18 protein-coding genes are annotated in these 22,367 nt (G+C 70.3%); 13 read left to right on the top strand and 5 right to left on the bottom strand.

Features of this window, described 5'->3' with window-relative positions:
* Positions 1–158 precede the first annotated feature (158 nt).
* Positions 159–1,412: a DUF2252 domain-containing protein gene (locus tag AB0A63_RS24450; RefSeq protein WP_360395671.1), complete on the top strand. Its 1,254-nt coding sequence runs from the start codon at positions 159–161 to the stop codon at positions 1,410–1,412.
* 181 nt (positions 1,413–1,593) lie between these two features.
* Here AB0A63_RS24450 and AB0A63_RS24445 read toward each other — a convergent pair whose 3' ends face one another.
* Entirely contained in the window at positions 1,594–1,833 is a 240-nt protein-coding gene (locus AB0A63_RS24445; RefSeq protein WP_360395455.1) for a hypothetical protein, read from the bottom strand.
* Positions 1,834–1,983: 150 nt separating this feature from the next.
* Entirely contained in the window at positions 1,984–4,962 is a 2,979-nt protein-coding gene (locus AB0A63_RS24440) for an NB-ARC domain-containing protein (RefSeq protein ID WP_360395454.1), read from the bottom strand.
* A 231-nt stretch (positions 4,963–5,193) separates the two neighbouring features.
* Between AB0A63_RS24440 and AB0A63_RS24435 the strand changes: the two genes are divergently transcribed.
* Complete coding sequence (locus AB0A63_RS24435) at positions 5,194–6,312, top strand: hypothetical protein (RefSeq protein WP_360395452.1); 1,119 nt, start codon at positions 5,194–5,196, stop codon at positions 6,310–6,312.
* A gap of 103 nt (positions 6,313–6,415) precedes the next feature.
* Here AB0A63_RS24435 and AB0A63_RS24430 read toward each other — a convergent pair whose 3' ends face one another.
* Positions 6,416–8,536, bottom strand: a complete 2,121-nt coding sequence (locus AB0A63_RS24430; RefSeq protein ID WP_360395451.1) for an NB-ARC domain-containing protein — start codon at positions 8,534–8,536, stop codon at positions 6,416–6,418.
* A 353-nt stretch (positions 8,537–8,889) separates the two neighbouring features.
* Between AB0A63_RS24430 and AB0A63_RS24425 the strand changes: the two genes are divergently transcribed.
* A complete protein-coding gene (locus AB0A63_RS24425) occupies positions 8,890–9,522 on the top strand; it encodes a DsbA family protein (RefSeq protein ID WP_360395449.1) in 633 nt (210 codons plus the stop codon).
* A gap of 50 nt (positions 9,523–9,572) precedes the next feature.
* Here AB0A63_RS24425 and AB0A63_RS24420 read toward each other — a convergent pair whose 3' ends face one another.
* On the bottom strand, positions 9,573–10,493 hold the full coding sequence (locus AB0A63_RS24420; RefSeq protein WP_360395447.1) for a diguanylate cyclase: 921 nt from the start codon (positions 10,491–10,493) through the stop codon (positions 9,573–9,575).
* Positions 10,494–10,723: 230 nt separating this feature from the next.
* Between AB0A63_RS24420 and AB0A63_RS24415 the strand changes: the two genes are divergently transcribed.
* The 4 genes from AB0A63_RS24415 to AB0A63_RS24400 are packed head-to-tail and all read left to right on the top strand — an operon-like array spanning position 10,724 to position 14,614.
* On the top strand, positions 10,724–11,431 hold the full coding sequence (locus AB0A63_RS24415; RefSeq protein ID WP_360395446.1) for a hypothetical protein: 708 nt from the start codon (positions 10,724–10,726) through the stop codon (positions 11,429–11,431).
* Positions 11,432–11,478: 47 nt separating this feature from the next.
* Complete coding sequence (locus AB0A63_RS24410; RefSeq protein ID WP_360395444.1) at positions 11,479–12,036, top strand: hypothetical protein; 558 nt, start codon at positions 11,479–11,481, stop codon at positions 12,034–12,036.
* Positions 12,023–13,240: an MAB_1171c family putative transporter gene (locus AB0A63_RS24405; protein WP_360395443.1), complete on the top strand. Its 1,218-nt coding sequence runs from the start codon at positions 12,023–12,025 to the stop codon at positions 13,238–13,240. The genes AB0A63_RS24410 and AB0A63_RS24405 overlap by 14 nt, the downstream gene beginning before the upstream one ends.
* Positions 13,241–14,614, top strand: coding sequence for an FAD-dependent oxidoreductase (locus tag AB0A63_RS24400; RefSeq protein ID WP_360395441.1), 1,374 nt, complete (start codon positions 13,241–13,243; stop codon positions 14,612–14,614).
* On the opposite strand, the gene AB0A63_RS24395 is transcribed toward AB0A63_RS24400, so the two are convergent.
* Positions 14,598–15,071, bottom strand: a complete 474-nt coding sequence (locus tag AB0A63_RS24395; protein WP_360395440.1) for a VOC family protein — start codon at positions 15,069–15,071, stop codon at positions 14,598–14,600. The two genes, AB0A63_RS24400 and AB0A63_RS24395, sit on opposite strands and share 17 nt — an antisense overlap.
* Positions 15,072–15,132: 61 nt before the next feature.
* Between AB0A63_RS24395 and AB0A63_RS24390 the strand changes: the two genes are divergently transcribed.
* The 6 genes from AB0A63_RS24390 (at position 15,133) to AB0A63_RS24365 (ending at position 22,340) form a co-directional block, all read left to right on the top strand.
* Positions 15,133–16,107 (top strand): YafY family protein, encoded by a 975-nt coding sequence (locus tag AB0A63_RS24390; RefSeq protein WP_360395438.1) that lies wholly within the window; start codon positions 15,133–15,135, stop codon positions 16,105–16,107.
* A 93-nt stretch (positions 16,108–16,200) separates the two neighbouring features.
* Positions 16,201–16,956: a toll/interleukin-1 receptor domain-containing protein gene (locus tag AB0A63_RS24385; protein ID WP_360395437.1), complete on the top strand. Its 756-nt coding sequence runs from the start codon at positions 16,201–16,203 to the stop codon at positions 16,954–16,956.
* Positions 16,957–17,013: 57 nt separating this feature from the next.
* Positions 17,014–17,817, top strand: a complete 804-nt coding sequence (locus AB0A63_RS24380) for an SAM-dependent methyltransferase (protein ID WP_360395436.1) — start codon at positions 17,014–17,016, stop codon at positions 17,815–17,817.
* 16 nt (positions 17,818–17,833) lie between these two features.
* Positions 17,834–18,262: a very short patch repair endonuclease gene (locus AB0A63_RS24375; protein WP_360395434.1), complete on the top strand. Its 429-nt coding sequence runs from the start codon at positions 17,834–17,836 to the stop codon at positions 18,260–18,262.
* Between the two features lie 251 nt (positions 18,263–18,513).
* Entirely contained in the window at positions 18,514–21,273 is a 2,760-nt protein-coding gene (locus AB0A63_RS24370) for an AAA family ATPase (RefSeq protein ID WP_360395432.1), read from the top strand.
* Between the two features lie 143 nt (positions 21,274–21,416).
* Positions 21,417–22,340 (top strand): hypothetical protein, encoded by a 924-nt coding sequence (locus AB0A63_RS24365; protein ID WP_360395430.1) that lies wholly within the window; start codon positions 21,417–21,419, stop codon positions 22,338–22,340.
* Positions 22,341–22,367 lie beyond the last annotated feature (27 nt).

Below are 22,367 nucleotides of genomic sequence, written 5' to 3'. Positions count from 1 at the left end.
GAAATTTGCACGCGCACCGTGCGCGGAGGGCACCGGCGTGGTGGGCTGTGCGTCCTGCCGGACGGGAGACACGGCCGGCCGGGAGACAAGGGGGTGCCGCCGTGACCGATCGTGGCGACCGCATCGTGAGCGTGCTCGAAGAGGCGTTCACCGACCTGATGACGGCCGACCCGGCCGCGTTCCGGCACAAGTTCCGCAAGATGGCGGCGGAACCGTTCGCGTTCTACCGCGGCAGCGCCTGCCTGTTCTACGCGGACATGGCGGAGCTGCCGGACGAGTGGGCCGACGACCGCACCGGCCGCATCTGGATCCAGGGCGACCTGCACGCGCAGAACTTCGGCACCTACATGGACTCCGAGGGCACGCTCGTCTTCGACGTCAACGACTTCGACGAGGCCTACCTCGGCTCGTTCACGTGGGACCTGCGCCGCTTCGCCGCCTCCATGGCGTTGCTCGGCTGGCGCAAGGCGTTGCCCGACAGCGCGATCACCGAGCTGATCGGCACCTACGTGGCCGCCTACGTGACGCAGGTCCGCACGTTCGCCGAGAAACCCGGCGACGAGCTGTTCAGCCTCGGCCTCGACAGCACGGAGGGCGCCCTGCACCGCGTCCTGCAGCGCGCCCGCCTCGCCACCCGCATCGACCTGCTGCGCGAGAAGACCACGATCCGCGACTACGAGCGGACGTTCCGCCGTGACCGCGAAGGCACCCACGAACTGTCCGACGAGGTCCGCGCCGCCGTCGAACAGGCCTACGCCGCCTACCTCGACACGATCCCGCAGGGCAAACGCGCCAGCAGCCGCACCTACACCGTGAAGGACGTGGTGGGCCGCAGCGGTTTCGGCATCGGCTCCGCCGGCCTGCACGCCTACAACATCCTCGTCGAGGGCCGCACCCAGGCGCTGGAGAACGACGTGGTGCTGTCGATGAAGCAGGCCAACGTCGCCGCCCCGAGCCGCATCGTCCCCGACGACCGCATCCGCGCGTACTTCACCGACCACGGCCACCGCACCGCCGTCTCCCAACGCGCACTGCAGGCCCACGCCGACCCGTGGCTCGGCCACACCGAGATCGACGGCGTCGGCTACGTCGTCGCCGAGCTCTCCCCGTACGAGGCCGACCTCGACTGGTCCGACCTCACCGAGCCCGCCGACATGCTGCCCGTGCTCGACTACCTCGGCCGCGCCACCGCCAAGATGCACTGCGTCGCCGACGAGGACTCCGAGCAGACCCTGGTGGACTTCCAGTGCGAGGAGGCCATCGCCGAGGTCATCGGGTCGCGCGAGCGCGAGTTCACCGAGTCGATCGTGACGTTCGCGCTGGACTACGCGCAGCAGACCCGGGAGGACCACCGGCTGTTCGTGGACGCGTTCCGGGACGGCCGGATCAAGGGAGTCGGCTCGACCGCCTGACCCGTCCCGTGCGGAGCCGACAGCCAGGTCGCGAACGCTCCGGCGGTGCTTGGTCGCGCTGCACGGCGCACCGGCTCACATCAGCCGCCTCGGACTGTTGGTCAGGCGGATGAGTGGCATCCGCCTGACCAACACATGAATCCGAGCAACTTTCAAAGACGACGCGGCATTACTGCCCCGCTCAGTTCAGCAGACCACTCTTCGGAGATTTGCCGTCCACCCAGTGTCGAGACTGCGTCTCGAGCGGCACGACGGACCACGACTGCGCTTTGAGCGGCTCGACACAGCAGAGCTGCGTCTCCATCGGCGCGGCATTCGCCTCCTGAGCGGAAGCCGATGCGAGGACACCTGCGGCCATGGTTGCACCGAACAGGGACATCACGAGCGCCTTCTTGCGGGTGATGATCTTGCTCTCCTTCATCACAGGCGGGAACCGGCAGGAATTCCACCCCGGCAGGCGCATGCTACGCAGAGGATTGGACCGATACCAAGTTCACCCGAAAGTCAGGAGAAAGAGTGACACCCGGAAGGGATGCACACACCCGTGAAGCTATAGGCGGACGATGTTCTCTTACGGGCAGATGCCCGAACCATGACCTCGACGCGACGCCGACAGCCTGGTCCGCGCCTCCGGGAGGTAGTGCTCTGTCTCAAGTTCCCGCAGCTCAGCGGCTATGCGCTCACCACGGGCCGGATCCAGATCCGCGGAAATGACCAGCGCTCGTTCGAATGCCTCGACCGCGCCCTCTCGCTGGCCGGCCCTGCCCAGAATGCGGCCGAGCACGTTCAGCGCCCTCACCTCACTAAGGGGTGATGCCCCGGCCTGAGCGCAAAGACGAATAGCCTGACGCGCGTACCGTTTAGCTTTCAACAACTCGCCGTCGACCAGCTCTATCTCGCACAGCAGCGCGCACACTTCACCGGCCTTGCCGACGGCGTGCAAGCGAGCGTGCTTCCACAGGGAGGCCTCCGCGAACGAGCGGGCTTCCCCGATTCGCTCCCTGGAAAAGCTCAAGTCGCCGAGCAACTGCAGAATCGTCGCCTCCGCCGATTCGCTGTGCCGGGCTTCTGCCAGCACGAGAGCCTGGTGGTAGTAGAGTGCGGCTCGCCGGTAGTCGAGAGCCTCCTTGTACGCCTCTCCTGCCCGGTACAGGAAAACCTGTTCCATGCCCCGGCCCGCTTCCCTCAGTCGGCGAACCATGGCAAGAGCTCTTTCGTGCGAGTCGATTCCGAGAGCGGTGTTCCCCGTGGCCACCAGGATGCGCGCGCCGGTGTGCAGGCATGTCGCGATACCTGAGGTCTGGTCACCACCTGCTCGCGCGTACCCCAGGTGTGCCGAGTGGACGAAGTGCTCGGCCGGCCCGTACTCCTGGCGCTGCAGATAAGTGTGGCTGATCTGTTGCATGAGGTCGGCCGCCGCCACCTCGGCTGACTCTCCGAGCGCTTGCGCCGCCGAGAGACCGGCGTGCAAGGCGGTCAGCACCTCTGCTGTGAGACCACGCCGCAACCAGATCTGACCGACCAGCTGCGGAATCTGCACCGCATGCTCGAAATGCCCCGTGCTGACAGCGAAACGCACCACGGAGATGATGTTCTGAGCCTCGATCACGCACCAGCGCTGCGCCGCCGCCGCGTCCTCGAACTCAAGAGCTGCAACGTCTTCGTCCGCATCGATGGTCGCCACTCTGACCATTGTGGACATCACCCGGACATCGGCGTTCTCCGCCGATCTCAGGTAGAAGTCGAGCATGCGGCGCTCGAACAACCGGCGTTCTTCCGCTTCCTCGATCAGGCTGGCCGAGAACTGGCGCAGGATGTCGTGCAGCCGAAACCGGTCGAGCTCGCCCGCCTGCTCCAGTAAGTGGGCCTCCGCCAGCGCATCGAGTGCGACATGGACCCGCGATGCGGGCATCGATGTCATGGCTGCCGCCAAACCCACCGTGACACTCGGGCCCGGATGCGCACCGATCGCGCGGAACAGCAGCCGAACATCGGGTTCCAGGGCGCGCAAGGACTGCATGAACACCGCACGGTGACCGTGCGAAGCGCCGATGTCGAGCACACCACGTTCGCGGAAATGGGTCACGAACGCGCTGAGGCGCACCTCCGGCCGGGTGGCGATGTGGTTCGCCAACACCTTCAACGCCAGCGGAAGACCGTGGCACACCTGGCTCAGCTCGACCAGTTCCGGCCGGCCGCGACCACGCTCGCCGATTCGGTCGACGAGCAGTGCTGCCGACTCGTCGTCCGTCAGCGGATCGATCGCGATCCGCTGCGGCGCGAGGCGAGCGGCGACGCCGGACAGCCGCCTCCTGCTCGTCACGACGATCACGCAGGACGGGAAGAGCGGCAGGAGTGGCCGCACGTGGTCGGTGTCAGCGGCGTTGTCCAGCACGACCAGCAACCTGCGGCCTGCCATGGCGGACTGGAGCTTGGCGAGCCGGTGGTCGGGATTCGCGATTCGATCCGGCGGGACACCGAGGCCCTGCAGGAAGCGGTCGACCGCCGAGGAGACGTCGACGTTCGCACTGTCGGAGAAGCCCTGCAGGTCGAGGAACAGCACACCGTCGGGGAACAACGCGCGACGGGTGTGAGCCCAGTGGACGACCAAAGCGGTTTTGCCCGCACCGCCGGCACCGTCCACGACGATGATGCCAGGCCGTGCTGCCATCGCATCCAATGCCGCGAGGTTGCGCTGCTGTCCGACGAAAACGGGTACGTCGAGCGGAAGTTGCTGCGGTACCAGGACACCCGCGGTGCCGGTCGGCGGTTCGGTGCGAGCGACGCCGTGGGCCTTGAGGTGGTCGTGGAACTCAAGCAGGTCGCGTGCGGCGGCGTCGTTGAACGCCGCCTTGAACGCCTGGTAGGTGTGCAGGTAGAGCTGGGTCGCCTCGTCCGTGCGGGACAACAGGTACAGCGCCTCGAGCCGTCGTTTCAACAGTGCGGGGTGAGCGAGGTAGTCGGGTGCGAGGTCGTCGAGCTCTTGGAGAACGCGGGGGTACTCGCCGAGCACCAGGTACTCGGCGCACAGCAGGTCGTACGCGGGTACCCGGACGTTCTGCTCGGCGCGCGCACGCCACGCGTCGGCCCGCTCGGATTTGAGGTCGGCCAGTGGGCGTTGGTGCTTCCAGATGCTGAATGCGCCGCGAATGGCGTCCAACGCCTGCTGGTGGTCGCCACGCCGGGCGAGTGCACCGGCGCGGTCGACCTGCGCGCGGAACTGGAAGTAGTCGACCGCGTTGCGCTCGACGTCGAGACGATATGCGCCGTTGACCACCGACAATTCCACCCGGTCCTGCATGGATTCGAGGGCACGGCGAATTCGAGAGGAATAGGAGTACAGCGTTTGGACCGGGTTGTGCGGGAGCTCGTCCTCGTCGCCCCACACCCAGTCGGCCATCTCCGCCGCAGGTACCAGCTGGCCAGGGCGGGTGAGCAGCACGGCGAGCATGCCGCGCAGCTTCAACGAACCCCAATGCGCACCGATCGCGCCGCCGACCCGTATCCCCGTTTGCCCCAGAATCGTGAATCGCGCATCCACCAGCGCCACCCCTCGCGTCCCCGCTCAAAGTGTCCTCTCCCTTCAGCGGCGATGCAATGCACTTGTGCTGCCGAATGTGACAGATGGGTGACAGTCCATTGACATGAGGTCGTGAATAGCGCCGGAACACCTCGGACCACCTTGATCAGAACGGCCATGAACTGCGCGAAGAGTTTCTGACAGCTCAGTGAACACCCGAGCCGGGAGGGTCTGTTCATCACTTCGACCGACGGAGGCGAAATGAGCTGGTCCACGACCCCGCTCGGCGCGGGAGGCGCGCACCGGGTGACCGTGCCCAGGTGCCGCAAGGTGCTGGTGATCGTTCCGAGCGTGGTGGCGGGTACCCGACTGCTCGACCTGCTGCCGTTGCTGGAAGCTGACCACCGGCTGCAGGTCTACTTCACGCTGCCCGAACCGGACGGCAGCACCACGGCGTTCGTCGCCGCGATCGGCGGGCTGGTCATCCCGTGGGAGCTGGCGCTGCAGCACGAGTTCGACCTCGTGCTCGCGGCGAGCTACCGGTTCGTCGACCGCGCGCCGGGACCGGTTCTCGTGCTGCCCCACGGCGCGAGTGCGATGAAGTCACGACGGCGGATGCGCCACACCGCCGAGCCGGTGCACGGTCTCGACCGGCAGCTGCTCATGCGCGACGGCAAGGTGCATGCGGCGGCGATCGTGCTGTCACACGACCAGGAGCTCGACGTGCTCGCCGAGTCGTGCCCGGAGGCATTCGGCAGGGCCGTGGTGGCGGGCGACCTCTGCCTCGACCGGATGCGGGCGAGCTTGCCGTTCCGCGAGCACTACCGCCGTGCGCTGGGCATCGAGCCCGGCGAGGCGTTCGTGACGATCAGCTCGACGTGGACGGCGGAGTCGACGTTCGCCCAACGCCCGGAGCTCTACCGGGAGCTGCCGCGCGAGGTGCGGGTCGGGGCCGTGCTGCACCCGAACATCACCGCGGTGCACGGCAGGTGGCAGGTGCGCGCCTGGCTGGCCGACTGCGACGTGATCGTCATTCCGCCGGAGGAAGGCTGGCGCGCGGCGGTGATCGCGAGCGATGTCGTCATCGGCGACCACGGCTCGACGACGCAGTACGCGGCTGCGGTCGGCCGGCGCGTCTTGCTCGCGACCTGCCCGGAGGTCCGCGAAGGCAGTCTCGCTCACGTGCTGCGCGAGCGGGTCCCGACCTACACCGGCGATCTCGACCAGGCCGTGCGGGTGCCGGGCTTCGCCGAGCTCCTCAGCTCACGCCTCGATCGAGCGGGAGAGGTTCTGCGCGCCACCATGTACGGCTTGATCGGCATCGAGGAGCCGGCCTTCCCCGCTCCGATCGCACCGGTGCCGGTGAGCCGTGTTCGTTGACGAGGGCGTGGTCAGGGAAGACGGCGTGCTGCTCGTCCGCACGGAGCGGGCAGCACGGAAGTGGTGGACGCTCGCCGACGTGTTGCTGGCCGCGCCACAACGGTCAGCCGGGCTCGCCCTCGCTGCCGCCCGGCTGTTGCTGAGCCGGTACGTCGGCTGCTCGCTCGTCGTCGTTCCGATCGACAGCGCCGAGCCGGTCCCTGACCCGGTCGGCGCTCGGGTCGAACGATTCGCTGTAGCAGGCCAGTGCGGCGCGATAGTGGTCACGGGCGAGCAGCCAGTCGCGCTGCCGCTCGGCGATCTCGCCCAGCAACTCGAACGCGTCGGCGACGTGCAGCGGTGAGCCGGCGTCCCGGACGTCGGCGAGCACGCCGTGTGCCAGCATGAGCGACTCGTCGAACCGACCGGCGTGCAGGAGTGCGCGCGACAGGAACACCCGTGCCCGCGCCTTGTCCACCGCGTTGTCCAGCGACGCCTCCGACTCCCGCAGCTCGGTGATGGCCTCGTTTAAGCGCCCGAGATCGATCAGCACCTCGCCGACGCGCCGCCGGGCGAGACCGATGCCGCGGACGCGTCCGTGATGGGTCTCGACGTTGACACCTTCGCGGAAGTACCGCAGCGCGACCTCGAACTCGCCCTTGAGCCGGTGGGTGTGCCCCAGCAGCACCAACGCGGTCGCCCGGCTGCCGAGGTCGTGGTCTCCCGCGAGCTCGAGCACGACCCGCACCTGCTCGGTCACCTCGTCGAGCCGGCCGAGGTTGCGCAACGCGACCGCGAGCTGGATGCGCAGCCTGGCCTCCGCGGTCTGCTCACCGCACGACTGCGCCGCCGCCACGGCGAGCTGGTGGGTGAACAGCCAGTCCGAGTAGTGGTGCCGACGCTGGAACAACGCGAACATCGCCTCGGCGAGCTGCCAGACCAGCTCCGGCCAGCCGCGGTCCTCGGCAGCGCGCAACGCCTGCACGAGGTTGTCGCGTTCGTGGTCGAGCCAGTCCAAGGCCTCCGCGCGGGAGCCGAACGCGTCGGGATCCGCCGTTTTGAACCGCAGCCCCACCCGCGGCCGGCCGGGGATCGCGGCGGAGTCGGCGACGACCGCCTTGTCCAGGTAGAACTCCACGGCTCGCTGGACCGCCCGCTCGACATCGGCGTCGGTCTGCTCGCGCGCGTGCAGGCGCAGGAGGTCGTGGAACCGGAACCGGTCGTCGCCGGCCTCGCTGAGGAGGTTCTTCTCGACGAGGTCGTCCAGGTCGTCCTCCACCTCGCCGACGTCGTCCGCGAGCATCGCCGCCGCCACCTCGACCCCGAAGCTCGGTCCGGGGTGCCACGAGGTCAGGCGGTAGAGCCGTGCTTGCCGCGGCGGCAGGTCAACATAGGACAGATCGAGCACCGCGCTCACGGAGGCGGACCCACCGAGGTCCAGGTTGGACAGCCGACGGTTCTCGGTCCTCAGCTCGTCCACCTCCCTGGCGAGCGAGCGGCGCGGCCGCCGGGACAGCCGCGCGCCGATCACGCCGAGCGCGATGGGCATCCCGCCGCACAGCCGCGCGAGCTCACGGGCGGCGTCGGCCTCGACCGCGAGCCGGGGTTCACCCACAACCCGTTCCAGCAACTCAACTGACGCCTGTACGCCCATCGGGTCGACGTCGATGAACCGGGCACCGTCCATGCCGAGCGGGCTCAGTCGCCAGCGGCTCGTCACCACGACCACGCAGCCGGCCGACGCGGGCAGCAGCGGGCGCACCTGCCCGGCGCTCGCCGCGTTGTCGAGCAAGATCGAGAACGCGCGGTCCGCCGTCAGCGAGCGGAACAACGCCTGCCGTTGCGGGAGGCCGGGCGGCACCACCTCGACCCCGAGCGCGCCGAGGAACCACTCCAGCACCTCGTCCGGCTGGGCGGCTTCGGCGTGGGCACCGAGGTCGACGTAGAGCTGCCCGTCGGGGAACCGGTCGCGCGTGTCGTGCAACCACCGCAGCGCCAACGAGGTCTTGCCCACGCCGCCGGGACCGCTGACGACCACGAGCAGCTGGTGTTCCTCGTGCTCCCACCACCGGTCGAGCTCGGTCAGCTCGTCAGCTCGGCTGACGAACACCCGCGGCGGAGGCGGCAGCTGTTGCGGCACCGGGTTTCCACGTGCGCTGGAATGGATGTGGAGACTGCCGATCGAGCCCGCCTGCACCACGTTCCCGCTGACCGTCCCGGACACGGAGTTCTCGACCTCGGCCACCCGGCATCACCCCACGCCTCACGCTACGACGTGTTTTGATTCCATGACACCCAAGACCGGGTTAATTGGATCAGCACTCCATTCCCCATGCGGATCATGTCGAGTTCTCCGCAGCCCGGTCACCTGCTCTCGCTGTTCCCCCTCGCCCGCGCGTTCGCCGAACGCGGCCACGGCGTTCGGGCAGGATCTGGTCGTGCTGGAGGCGTACGACTTCGTCGGTCCGCTGATGGCTGCTGCGAACGATGTGCCGCTGGCCTCTCCCCCGTGGCGGACGCTGATCAGGGAATGCGAACGGACCCGGGACGAGGCCGAGGTGCGGCTCGCCCGACAGGTGATCGACATGATCGGCGGGAATGCCTGGTCCGAGTGGGGCCTTGTACCCGGTCGTGAAGCTCGTCTACGTCTTCGACGCCTACTGCGGCTGGTCGCACGCCTTCTCCGGCACGCTGCGCGCCCTCACCGAACGCCACCCCGACCTGCCCGTGGAGGTCGTCTCCGGTGGGCTGTTCACCGGGTCGCGGCGCGTGCCGATCCGCGAGTTCGGGTTCATCAAGGACGCGAACGTGGAGGTGACCGCACGTACGGGCGCGCGGTTCGGCGACGCGTTCAACCGGCTGCTCGACGAGGGCGAGTTCGTGATGGACTCCGAGGGTGCCGCCCGCGGGGTGGCCGCGGTGCGCGAAGCCGCGCCGGAGCGGGCCGCTGAGCTGGCCATCGCGGTGCAGCAGGCGTTCTTCCACGACGGCAGGAGCCTGTCCGACCCGGAGACGTTCCGCGGGATCGCCACCGACTTCGGGCTCGACGGCGACGTGGTGGTCGCGGCGTTCCACAGCGCACAGCCGGAGGCGGACTTCGTGCGCGCGGCGCGGTTCGGTGTCAGCGGCTACCCGACGCTGATCGCGCTCGACGGGACGAACGGGTACGCGCTCGCCCGCGGGCACGCGACGGCCGAGGAGGTCGAGGAACGGCTCGCGGCCATCCGCTGAGCAGGGTGCCAGATGTTGTGCCTTCGACGCCCCGAGGTTCGCGCGGCGGTTCAGCTCACGTGCACGTGGTGGCGCCCGGCCCAGGCCCCCACGACCGGCAGCACGTCGGTCATCCACTCGCGTGCCGCGGCCGTCAACTCGTACCTCGCCGCCCGGCGGATCACGAAACCGTTGTCCTGCAGGCGTTCCAACGTCCGGTGCACGGTCGGGCCCGCCGTGGCGACGAGCTCCTCGAACGCCTTCGGACCCTCTGACAGCTCCACCAGCACGTGCGGCAGCAGGTCGCTGCCCATCAGCTCCTGCAACACGAGCAGGTGGTGCAGCGCCGCGGTGTCCGTGCGGCGTTCCGCGAACGAGCCGGGGTCGTGCACCTGGACGCGCGCCCGGCCGCCGCGCTTGGCGAGCTGCAGTGCGGCGTCGGCCTCGCGGACCAGGTCGACCACCGTGGCACCGGGGTCGGGGACGTGCGCGCCGACGCCGATCGAGGCGGTCTGGCCGGTCAGCGTGAGGCCGTAGCCGTCGTTCGTGGTGATGTCGGTCCGCAACGCCCTGATGCCGCGCAGGATCCGCTCGGCGACCACGGCGGCCTCGCCCGGTGTGGTGCGCGGCAGCAGGACCAGGAACTCGTCGCCGCCGTACCGGCAGACCAGGTCGGCGGAGCGGGTGTGCGTCGTCAGCACGCCCGCCACGTCGGTCAGCACCACGTCGCCGGCCGGGTGGCCGTAGTCGTCGTTGATCTTCTTGAACCGGTCGAGGTCGATCATGAGCAGCGCGACCTGCTCCCAGCGGCGCTGCGCCCTGCGGTACAGCGCGGGTGCCTGGTCGTCCCAGCCCCAGCGGCCGAGCAGGCCGGTGAGGCGGTCCGTGGCCCAGGCACCGAGCGGCTGAGCGCAGGAACCGCACCGCGAGGGAGCGCTCTCGTCGTGCAGGACAAGGGAACGAGCAGCACCGTCGTTCACAGTCAGCCCCATCCGCGCCGTCGTCATCAGTCCCCCCAGACGTCAGCCCTGACTGGCCTCAGCTGCCACGTTCAACTGAAGTGACGTCGTTCGGATCAAACGCGACACAGCAGTGGAAGCGGCGGACTGTGAGCATAGGGCTACGCACTGGTGGATTCAACCCTTGTGATGCCATATGCTCGCGAGGTTCCACAGCAGTGGAATGATTGCCGGCCGTAGGGTCGCTCCAGCGGAGGTGTGGCGTGAGGCCGTTCGCCGAGGTCCTCAACGAGCTGTGCAACAACCCGCCCAACCACCCCGGCAAGATGACCAACGTGGCGCTCGCGGCGGCGGTCAGGGAACGCGGCGGGGACATCGGGCACGGCTACATCTCGCAGCTGCGGCTCGGCGTCAAGGACAACCCGACCTGCCAGGCCGTCGTCGACCTCGCCGGCGCGCTCGGCGTGCACCCCGCCGTGTTCCTGGGCGGACGGCGCGAGCTCTACCGCGATGAACGCCCCGGCTGGCGCGCCACCGCGCTGAGCACGCTGTTCGAGGCGGTGCACCCGCCCGACCGCGGCCCGTGGTCGCCGGAGGAGGTCGCGGCGTCGATCAGCAGCGCCGGCCACTACGGCAGCATCTCCGCGAGCTACATCCGCGAGCTGCTCAGCCAGGCCAGCGCGAACCCGCGGCTCAAGCACATCCTCGGGCTCGCCGACCACTTCGGCGCCGATCCCGCGTACTTCTTCGACGACGACGTCGCGGCGAAGGTCGACTCGGAGCTGACCGACTTCCTGGCGTTGCGCGAGCTCGGCGTGGTCGAGTTCGTCACCCGCCTGGCCGAGCGGACGGGTGAACTCTCCCCGCAGGCCAGAGCCGCTGCGGTAGAAGGGTTCCGGCAGGCGCTGGAGGTCGGCGAGGGCTGGACGTTCCCGATGAAGGGCCGCCGCACCCCGCCCGAGAACGCGTGAAGATCGCGATCTGGACCGCTGCTGCCGAGGACGAGAGGAGGCGCCGGGTGAACCGCAGGAAGCTGCGCGAGCTCGTCGACGAGGTCACCCGCGACCTCGACCTGCCGCCTGACGCGACGCACCGGGACGCGAGCCGCCGGGTCTGCGAGCTCATGGGCGAACGGCTCGGGAGCCCGGTCGAGGTGCGCTTCGCGCAGATCACCGGGACGACGTGCCTGAGCGGCGCGACGGCGTTGCTGGAGAACGGCACGTACCTCGTGCTCTGCGCCGACTCGCCGTCGTGGTACCACCGCCTGCACGTGCTGCTGCACGAGTTCGCGCACGCGTTGCTGCGGCACGAGCCGGTGGCGCTGACCAAGGCCGAGGGCATGCGCAAGCTCGCCCCGAACCTGCTGCCGCGGATGGCGCAGATCATCGCCGGGCGCACCACGCTCACCGAGGACGAGGAGCGCCAGGCCGAGAACCTCGCCGACCACCTGCTGGAGCGCCTGACCGAGCACCACGTGTGGGCGGACACGGCGGGCACCGACACCGCTCCGCACGTGCGGCGGATCGCCGAGTCGCTCGAGGGGCGATCCCGCTGGGTGCGTCGTGGCGATCTTTGACCTGGCCTACCTCTCCAGCGGTCTGACCGGTCTGCTCCTGCTCGCCTACAAGATCCGGGCGCTGCGCTCGAACTGGGGCAGCCCCAGGGTCGTCGCGCTGATCTCGACGGTGTCGTTCTCCGCGTTCGCCGTGTTCTTCGCCGCGCCCGCGAACATCACCTGGATCAACTGGGTGTCGGGCGTGCCGAACTTCGCGGCGCTGCTGGTGTACTCGCTCGTGGTCGGGTTCTCCGGCTCGTCGTTCGCGTTGGTGCTGTACTGGCGTTGCCCACCGGTCCAGGCGTGGCAACGGGTCCGGCTGATCCTCATCGGCTACGGCACGATCATCGCGGCGATGGTGGTGCTGTTCTTCAAGTCCGAGGTCGGCGACGAGCGCCAGGTCGACTTCGACACGTTCTACGCCACGCAGCCGACGGTGGCGGTGTTCCTGTTCATCTACTTCGTGGCCACGGCGGTCGGCTGCGGCGGGCAGGCCTACCACTGCTGGCAGGGTGCGCGTGACGAGGCGATCTCGGCGCGGCCGTGGCTCGCGCGGGGGCTGCGCTGGTACGCGCTCACCGGTCTGGGCCCGGTGGCGTTCGCTGTGGTCAAGCTGTTCGTGCTGCTGATGAACTGGGCCGGTGAGCGCAGCTTCGACGTGCTGAGCACGGCCGCACCGCTGGTGGCGGCGCTCAGCATCGTCCCGCTGGTGATCGCGATGGCGTTGCCGGTGTTCGGGCCGCGCCGCCCGTCGCCGCGGCTGTGGCTGCGCCGGTGGCGGACGTACTTCCTGCTGCGGCCGCTGCACCGGTCGCTGGCGCACGTGAACCCGCACATCGTGCTGGTCGCGCCGGGCAAGTTCCTGAACCCGCACCACCGGGTGCGCAGGCAGATCATCGAGCTGAACGACTGGCGCTGGGCGCTGACGCCGTACTACGACCTGTCCGTGGGCGAGTCGGCCACCACCCTGGCCCGCGCGGCCGAGCTGCCCGCCGACGAGCTGGCCGCCGTGGTCGAGGCCGCCCAGCTGCGCGCCGCCGGCACCACCGAGGCCCGCCGCAGGCCACCTCAGCGCCGTCCCGCCGCCGAGATCGTCGACGGGACGGACCTCTCGACCGAACACGACCGGTGGGTGCGCATCTCGCGCGCGTTCCAGCACTCGCCCATCGTCGACGCCGCGGTGGCCGACGCCGCCCGCGTGCACGCAGCAGGGGGAAACGACTAGATGGCACCGACACACGCCGTGGTCCTCGGCGGAGGACTCGCCGGGATGCTCGCCGCGACCGTCCTCGTCAAGCACTACGACGAGGTCACCGTGGTCGAGCGGGACCAGCTGCCGGACGGCCCCGAGCCGCGCACCGGCGTGCCGCAGGCCCGGCACGCACACCTGCTGATGTCCGGTGGCGCCCGCGCGATCGAGGAGCTGCTGCCCGGCACGCTGGACGAGCTCCTCGCCGCCGGCGCGCACCGCATCGGCGTGCCCAACGCGCTGGTGTCGCTGAGCGCGCAGGGCTGGGTGCCGCGGTTCCCGGAGATGCAGTACATCGTCTCGTGCAGCCGCAGCCTGCTCGACTGGGTCGTGCGCAGCCAGGCGTTGCGGGACAACAAGATCTCGGTGCTGACCGGCACGGAACCGGTGTCGTTGCTGGGTGACGGCGACGCCGTGACCGGGGTGCTGGTGGAGGACCGCGTCTCCCGCGAGCGCGTCTCGCTGGAGGCGAACCTCGTCCTCGACGCCACCGGCCGCGCCTCGAAGCTCGCGCGGTGGCTCGCGGACTTCGGGCTGCCCGAGGTGCCGCAGGAGACGGTCGACTCCGGTCTCGCCTACGCCACGCGCGTGTACCGCGCCCCCGCCTCGGCCGCGACGGACTTCCCGATCGTCAACGTGCAGGCCAACCCGCGCGACCCGCACCCCGGTTGCACGGCGACGCTGCTGCCGATCGAGGGCGGGCGCTGGCTCGTGACGCTCTCCGGCACCCGCGGCGGCGAGCCCACCACCGACGAGTCGCGGTTCGTCGACTTCGCCCGCTCGGTCCGCAACCCGGTCGTCGGCGACCTCATCGCCGACGCCGAGCCGCTGACCCCGGTCTACGGCGCCCACGGCACCGCGAACCGCCGCCTGTTCTTCGAACGCCTGAAGTCCTGGCCCACGGGCGTGCTCGCGCTCGGCGACTCGGTCGCCACCTACAACCCGGTGTACGGCCACGGCATGTCGATCGCCGCGCAGAGCGCGCTGGCCCTCGACGCGGGCCTGCGCTCCGGTGCCACCGCGCAGCAGGTGCAGCGCGCCATCGCGAAGGTCGTCGACGGCGCCTGGGCCATGGCCACCAACCAGGACATCCTCTACCCCGACGCGATCGGCAAGCCGCTGCCGCTGGCGGGCCGCGTCCTGCAGCGCTACGTCGACCGCCTGGTCCGCACCGCGACCTCCGAACCGGCGGTGACCCGCGCGTTCATCGACGCGTTCACCCTCTCCGGCCCGATGACGAACCTGATGAGCCCCAGGGTGTTCCTGGCGACCCTCCGCGGCCCGCGCACCGCTGCCCCCGCCCCGACGCTGACCGCGGAGGAACGCGCCCGCGTCACCGGCCCGGCGTGAAGTCCAGGCTCTGCACGTACTCCATCGCCCTGCTGAACTCCGGGTCGCGCATCCTGGCGTCCAGCTCGTCCGGGGCCGGTTCGGCGACCCGCTGGTGCACCCACCACAGGTTGCCGAACGGGTCGGCGAACCTGCTCACCCGGTCGCCCCAGAACAACTCGGTCGGCTCGGTGAGCACCCGCGCGCCGTTCTCCACCGCCCGCAGGAGAACAGCCGCGTCGTCGGCGACGTACAACCGCAGGAACCCCGGTGTGGCCGGCCAGTCCGGATGGTCGAACATCATCACCACCGAGTCCCCGATCCGCACCTCGGCGTGGCCGATCGCCCCGGCCTGCCCGACGCGCCCCAGCTCCACCGCCCCGAACACCTCGACGACGAACTCGATCAGCTCCACCGTGCGGCCGCGCGTGATCAGCCACGGCGTGACGGTGTGGTAGCCCTCCGGCACAACGTTCATGGCCCGACCGTATGGCCGATGTAGGACGACATCGGTCCTACTTCTGGCCTAGGTTTCCGGCATGAGCGACGCCGCCCGGCTCCTGCGCCTGTTGTCCCTGCTGCAAACCCCGCGCGAGTGGCCGGGCAGCGAGCTCGCCACCCGCCTCGGCGTCACCGGCCGCACGATCCGCCGCGACGTCGACCGCCTGCGCGACCTCGGCTACCCGGTGGAGGCGACCCTCGGCACCCTCGGCGGCTACCGCCTGGTCGCCGGCCAGGCCATGCCCCCGCTGCTCCTCGACGACGAGGAGGCCGTCGCCATCACCCTGGGCCTGCACACCGCGGCCCGCCAGCCCGTGTCCGGCATCGCCGACGCCTCCCTGCGCGCCCTCGCGAAACTGCGCCAGGTCCTGCCCCCGCGCCTGGCCCGCCGCGTGGCGACCCTGACCGCCACGACCTCGTCCTCGCCGGTCCCCGCGGCCGCACTGGTCGACCCCGCCCAGCTGACCGTGGTCGCCGCCGCCGCACACGCCTGCGAACGCCTGCGCTTCTCCTACGTCTCCACCGAGGGCGTGACCTCGAAACGCCACGTGGAACCCACCCGCCTCGTCGCACTCGGCCGCCGCTGGTACCTGCTCGCCCACGACCTCGACCGCGCCGACTGGCGCGTCTTCCGCCTGGACCGGATCACGTCGGCCCTCGCGACCGGCGCCCGTTCCACCCCGCGCACCGCACCCGGCGGCGACGCCGTGGAGTACGTGGCACAACGGATGTACGACTCGGTGCCGGTGCACCGGGCTTCCGCGACGCTGCGGTTGCCGGTGGAGGTGGCGCGGGCCCGCCTCGGTGACGCCGCCGGGGAGCTGCGGGCACTCGACGCGGCGTCGTGCCGGTGGGAGAGCGGGGAGGACACCGTCGAGTACCTGGCGTTCCGGTTGACGTTGCTGGACTGCGACTTCACGGTGCACGGACCGGGGGCGCTGGTCGACCACCTGCGCAGGGTGGCGGCCCGCATCACCCACTCGATAGGCGCCGGTTCAAGGACAGAAACATGACAAACGATCTGAACCGCACCTGGATCGTTAACCTGCGACCCACGGCAACTGTCCGCAGACCCCCCAAGGCACAGCGGAAGAACGGTGACTCCCGTGCCCTTAGACATCCACCCGAAGGTGTTCCTGGCGTACGCCCACAAGGACCGCCAGCACGCCGACGCCCTGCAAGCCGGCCTGGAAGCCCGCAACGTCACCACCTCCCTCACCGAGCTGACCGACGCACCGGTGCCCGACGCGATCGCGTCGTCGGACTACTACGTCCTGCTGTGGTCGTCCCACACGCCGTCGCGCGAATGGGCCACGGACACCTGGATCGCCGACTTCGCGGCGGAGCTGACCCGCCGCCGCGCGTTCCTGTTCATCGTGCGCGTGGACGAGGAGCCGCTGCCGTTGCTGACGCCGCGCAAGCACGTGGACCTGGTGGACGCGGTCGAGCGGCTGGTCACGGCGTGGCGGTCGGACCGCAAGTCGGCGTTGCCGGTGTTCCCGCAGCCGCGGCCACCGGTCGCGGACGGGCCCACGGTCGCGGTGTCGGTGCGCAGCCACGACCTCGGCATCACGCACGTGGTGATGGCGCCGCTGCACCTGACCGGCGAGGCCCTGCACGGGGCCGTGCACACCGCCTTGCGGTTGCCGGAGGAGCAGGTCAGCTTCGACGGCACGGTCGCGATCCGGTTCTCCTACCAGCTGTTGCACCAGGACAGCCCGATCGCGCGGGATGAGTCCACTGTGGACCTGACAGCGGTCGACCTCGGCATCAGGGTCGAGTGGCTGGGCCCCGAGGACGCGCTCGACGTCGACCAGCAACGGCTGCTGCTCATCGCCGCGTTCCGCCATTTGCTCCCGTAGCGGTTCACCCGTTCCGGGGTCACACACGCGTGCATGCAACCCGGTAGGTTGACCGGCATGTCCGAGCCGTTCTCGTGGGTGCCCGCAGGAATCAACACCGACGTGCCCAGCGCGGCGCGCGTCTACGACTTCCTGCTGGGAGGTGGCCACAACTTCGCCTCCGACCGCGTGGTCGGCGAGAAGGTCCTCGGCGTGCTGCGCGACGGCCGGGCCATCGCCGCGTCGAACCGGTCGTTCATGCGCCGGGCCGTGCTGATGATGATGCAGCAGGGCATCACGCAGTTCCTGGACCTGGGCTCGGGCATCCCGACGGTCGGCAACGTGCACGAGATCGTGCAGCAGGAGAACCCGGACGCGCGCGTCGTCTACGTCGACTACGACGAGGTCGCCGTCTCGCACAGCCAGCTGATCCTGGAGGGCAACCCGAACGCCGGCGTCGTGCAGGCCGACATGTGCTCCCCGCGGGACGTGCTGTCCGACCCGGTCGTGGAGGACCTCATCGACCTGTCCCGGCCCGTCGGCCTGCTGATGGTGGCCGTGCTGCACTTCGTGCCCGACGAGAAGGGTCCCGCCGACGTCGTCGCGCGTTATCGCGACGCCATGCCGCAGGGCAGCCTCATCGCTTTATCGCACCTCACGGCCGACTTCAAGCCGCAGGAGATGGGGTCCGTCGTCGAGGCCATGCAGCACAGCCGCGACCCCATGTACTTCCGCTCGCGCGACGAGTTCCTCCCCATGTTCGAGGGCATGGAGGTCCTGGAACCGGGCGTCGTCGCAGCACCGCACTGGCACCCCGAGCTCGGCCCCGCCGGAGAGGGCGGCCCCGAGGACGTCTACGTGGGACTCGCCCGCAAGCGCTGAGCACCACCACGGGAGAATGGCCTCCGTGGAGCCGCTCGAGACCGCGCCGGGTGTGCGGGCACGGATGAGCAAGCAGAAGTCCCGCGACACCCAGATCGAGATCGAGCTGCGCAGGGCGCTGTTCGCCGCGGGCCTGCGCTACCGCGTGCACCGCCGGCCCCTGAAGAGCGTGCGCAGGGAGGCCGACATCGTCTTCACCGGCGCGAAGGTCGCGGTCTTCGTCGACGGGTGCTTCTGGCACGGCTGCCCCGAGCACGCCACGTGGCCCAGGAACAACGCCGAGTTCTGGCGGACGAAGATCGAGACCAACCGCCGCCGTGACCTCGACACGGACGCGAAGCTCACCGATGCCGGCTGGCTGGCGGTGCGCGTGTGGGAACACGAGGACGCCGCAGCCGCGGCCGCCCGCGTGCACGAGGTGGTGCTGAGCAGGCGACCGCGCTGATCGAGCCGGGCGCTTTTCCCTCCTCCAAGACCGGGGTGTCGTGGCGTGATCTGCCGAAGCGGCATGGGGACGGGCGGGTCGTGCGGCGGGCAGACCGAATCAGATGATCATGCTGTCGGCCGGTCCCGCGGCGGCCGTCGGCGGACGACTGCGTGTACTGATGTGCGTTCACCCCGATGGAGCATCAAGTCGCCCGTCCGCGACGCCGATGACCAGCATGTAGCCCGCCGGAGGGCCGCTACGATCACTGCGTGCGCGAACCGCTTGAACGAGATGACGAGATCGCGCACATCCGCGAAGCCCTGGACGCAGCCACCCGTGGTGAGGGTCGTGTCGTCGTCATCGAGGGGCGTGCGGGCATCGGCAAGACGCGGCTCGTGCACGAGTGCCGTGAGCTGGCCAAGGAGCGCGGGTTCGGGCGGTTGCAGGCGGTCGGCGACGCCCTGGAGAGCGCCATGGCGTGGGGGGTCGTGCGGCAGCTGGTCGAGCGGTCGATCTCGCGCTACTCGGGTGAGGTGAGGGAGAAGATCCTCGCCGGGCCGTCGGGGGCCGCGCTCAGGGCCCTCGACGACGCGGCGCTCGACCCGAGCGAGGCCGAGCTCGCGCGCACGTTGCACTCGCTGTGGTGGGTGGCGGTGGACCTCTCCTCCACCCGGCCGCTGCTGATCACCGTGGACGACGCGCACTGGGCCGACCTGTCGTCGCTGCGGTTCCTCGGCTACCTGGCGCGCCGGATCTCCGACCTGCCGATCGCGCTGGTCGTGGCCACCCGGCCGCCCGCGGACAACGCGGGCCCGCTCGCGCAGCTCAGCATGTCGGCCGACCGGTTGCTGCCGCGGCCGCTCACCCCGGACGCGATCGGCAGGCTGGTCGGCGGGCACGCCGAGGTGGTGAAGGCCGTGCACGCGGCCAGCGGCGGCAACCCGTTCCTGGCCGGGGTGCTGGTCGACGAGCTGGCGGCGCTCGGGTTGCCGATCGACGACCCGGACACGGCGGCGGAGGTCGGTGGGCTGGGGCCCAGCACGGTCTTCCGCGCCACGCTCGGTCGTCTGCCGGCGGACGCCGTCTCTCTCGCGGGTGCGGTCGCGGTTCTCGGCACGCACGCAGATCCGTGGCAGGCCGCGGCACTCGCGCGGACCGAGGACCTGACGGCCGCGGTCGAGGCGTTGGTGGCGGCGAACGTGATCGTCCCCGGCGACCACCTGGAGTTCGTGCACCCCGTGGTGCGTGAGGCGGTGTTGAGCAGTCTCGGCCCGATTGCGCGCGGGTCGTTGCACGCGCGCGCTGCGACGGCGTTGGCCGAAGCCCACGCACCGGCAGACCGGATCGCCGCGCACCTCGTCCACGCTCCGAAGGGCACGCTGCCGAACGCTGCCGACGTGCTCAGGAAGGCTGCGTCGGCGCTGATGGCCGCCGGTGACGCACGTACGGCCGCCGCACACCTCGCACGGGCCGTGGACGAACGGCCCGACGACGCCGCGTTGCGCGCGGAGCTCGGCCGGGCGTTGCTGCGCACCGGTGACGCGGTCAACGCCCACCGCCACCTGAAGGCCGCCGCGGCGGGGCTCCCGGACGCCGAGCTGGTGGCCGCCGCTGCTTCCGCGACGGCGGTGGTCGAGGGGCCCGCGGCGGCGATAGCGGAGCTCACCGAGGCCATCGCCCAGCGGCCGGTCGGCGAGTCGCGGCTGCACCTGGAGGCACGGCTCGCGGTGTTCCGCTCGTTCCTGCCGGACCAGCGCCAGACCGCGTCCGCGCACCTGAGCAGCTACCAGCACCTCGCCGGAGGCACCCCCGACGAACGCACGCTGCTGGGTCTTCTCGCGCAGATGGGCCGCTACGAGGTGTGGCCGCACGACGAGGTGGCCGCGACCGCGACGCGTGCGTTGGCCAACGGCGCGTATCTGGACGACGCGACCGGAAGCACCGACGAGATGGTCGCGTGGCTCGTGGCGCTCCTCGCGCTGATGGCCGCGGACGGGGTCGACACGGCGCAACGGGAGATCGAACGCGCACGGCTCAAGGTGCGCACCCACGGTTCACCGATCGAGTTCGCGATGGTGGCGAACGCGACCTCGTTCCTGAGCTGGCGCAAGGGCAAAATGCGTGCGGTCGAGGCGGAGGCCGAGGCCGCGCTGGCCGCCGTCGCCCAGGAGGACCCCACGTCCACGGTGATCAGCCTGCGCGCGACCTCCACCCACTTCGCCGTGTACGCCGCACTGGAACGTGGCGACACGGCAGCAGCAGCGTCGCTCATCGACGCCTTCGACCGGGCACACGCCCACGCCCGCCCGACCATGCCGACGATCTGGTTGCACGAGGTGCGCGCGCTCATCGCGTTGGCGGAGAACGACCCGCGCAAGGCGATGTTCGAGGCCTACCGCCAACGCGACGCGATGCACGAGGTGCACGTCGACCCGCCCACGATCCCGTGGCGCGCACCGGCGACGAGGGCCGCGCTGCTGCTGGGTGAGCACGAGCTGGCGGTGGAGCTCGCCACCGAACAGCTGGAGGTCGCCCGCGCGTGGGGGGCCGCCACCGAGGTGGGGGCCGCGTTGCGGCTGCTCGCCCACGCCGACGCCACCGCACGCCTGGACCTGCTGACGGAGTCCGTCGAGGTCCTGGAGGGCTCCCCCGCCCGTCTGGAGCTGGCCCGGTCGCTGGTCGACCTCGGCGAGGCGCTGCGGGTGGCCCGCAAGCGCTCCGACGGGCGCGAACCGCTGCACAAGGCGATCGAGCTGGCCGGTGAGTGCGGCTCCGCGGTGCTCCGGACGCGCGCCACCGAGGCCTTGGAGGCGCTCGGCGACCGGCCGCGCCGGCAGGTCGTGGTGGGTGCGGAGGCGTTGACCGCCTCGGAACGCCGGGTCGCCGACCTGGCCGCGGCGGGGCGGGCGAACCGGGAGATCGCGCAGGAGCTGTTCGTGACGCCGAAGACGGTGGAGAACCACCTCGGCCGCATCTACACGAAGCTCGGGATCGCGGGTCGCAGGGACCTCTCCCGCGTTCTCGCCTGAAGCAGATGCACGTGGGGGTGTCCCTGATACACCCAACTTCCGCGCTGGAGGGTTGAGGGTTCTCCCCTCATGCCCTTGGGGGTCCGCCTCGGCGAATCTTGTGCCACCGCAGGGGAACACAGGAACTCGAAGGGGACACCGACATGATCCGCAACGCTCTGATCGCCACTGCCGCGACCGCCACCATCGCCTCCGTCTTCGCCCCGATGGCGTCGGCCGACCCGGTCATCGGCACGCCGCCGCCGTGTGTGAGCGCCTCCGACCTGGCCGGACCGGACTTCACCGTCCGCAAGTGCGGTGTGAGCGACGTGGACCAGTTCCGCGCTGGGCTGGAGAACAACGGCGGCGCCTACTGCGGGCCCACCTCGCTCTACAACGTCCTGCACTACTGGGCTCACGAGAAGGACGCCCCGGTCGGCTGGATCACCACCAAGGTCGCCAACCTGAACCCGAAGGACCAGGCCGACTACGGCGTGATCACCAACTCGATCGGCCGGATCGGCGTCGACGCGAAGTACAACGGCAGCACCAACCTCACCAACCTGCGCACGGCGTGGACCATCGCCACCAAGCCGGCCCGTGACGCCGGCTGGACCACCACGACGGGCGCGGTCGACACCAAGAACTCCCCTGACTTCGCCGGTGAGCTCGCCAAGAAGCTCAACGAGGGCCCGCTGCAGCTCGTCTACGGCCGCTACAAGGAGGGCCCGACGACCGGGTCCCTGCAGCGCAGCGGTGGTCACATCGTGACCGTCGTGTCCGCCACGGGTTCCTTCGGCGGCAACACGGTCCAGCTGAAGCTGGCCGATCCGGGCCGTGCGGGGGACCACGGCGAGGGCGACTACCTGAAGACCCAGTCCGCCTACGAGGCGCTCGACGTGACGCTGACCAAGAAGTCGATCAAGCAGTACGTCGCGGTCGCGGACGACGAGAACACCGAGGTGGACGAGTCGCTGCAGCCCGGCACGTACCGCACGGTGACCCGCTGGGAGCTGACCGGTCCGCGCTACGTCGGCACCACCCGTCCGATGGTCGAGGCCTTCAACTGGTTCGACATGGCCAAGTGACACCGGACCGCGAGGGCCGTGCTCCCC

Origin of the sequence: Lentzea sp. NPDC042327 (assembly GCF_040647275.1) — a bacterium.
Classification (GTDB): domain Bacteria; phylum Actinomycetota; class Actinomycetes; order Mycobacteriales; family Pseudonocardiaceae; genus Lentzea.
The sequence above is the reverse complement of the archived record's forward strand: the minus strand, read 5'-3'. Positions and strand labels throughout refer to the sequence as shown.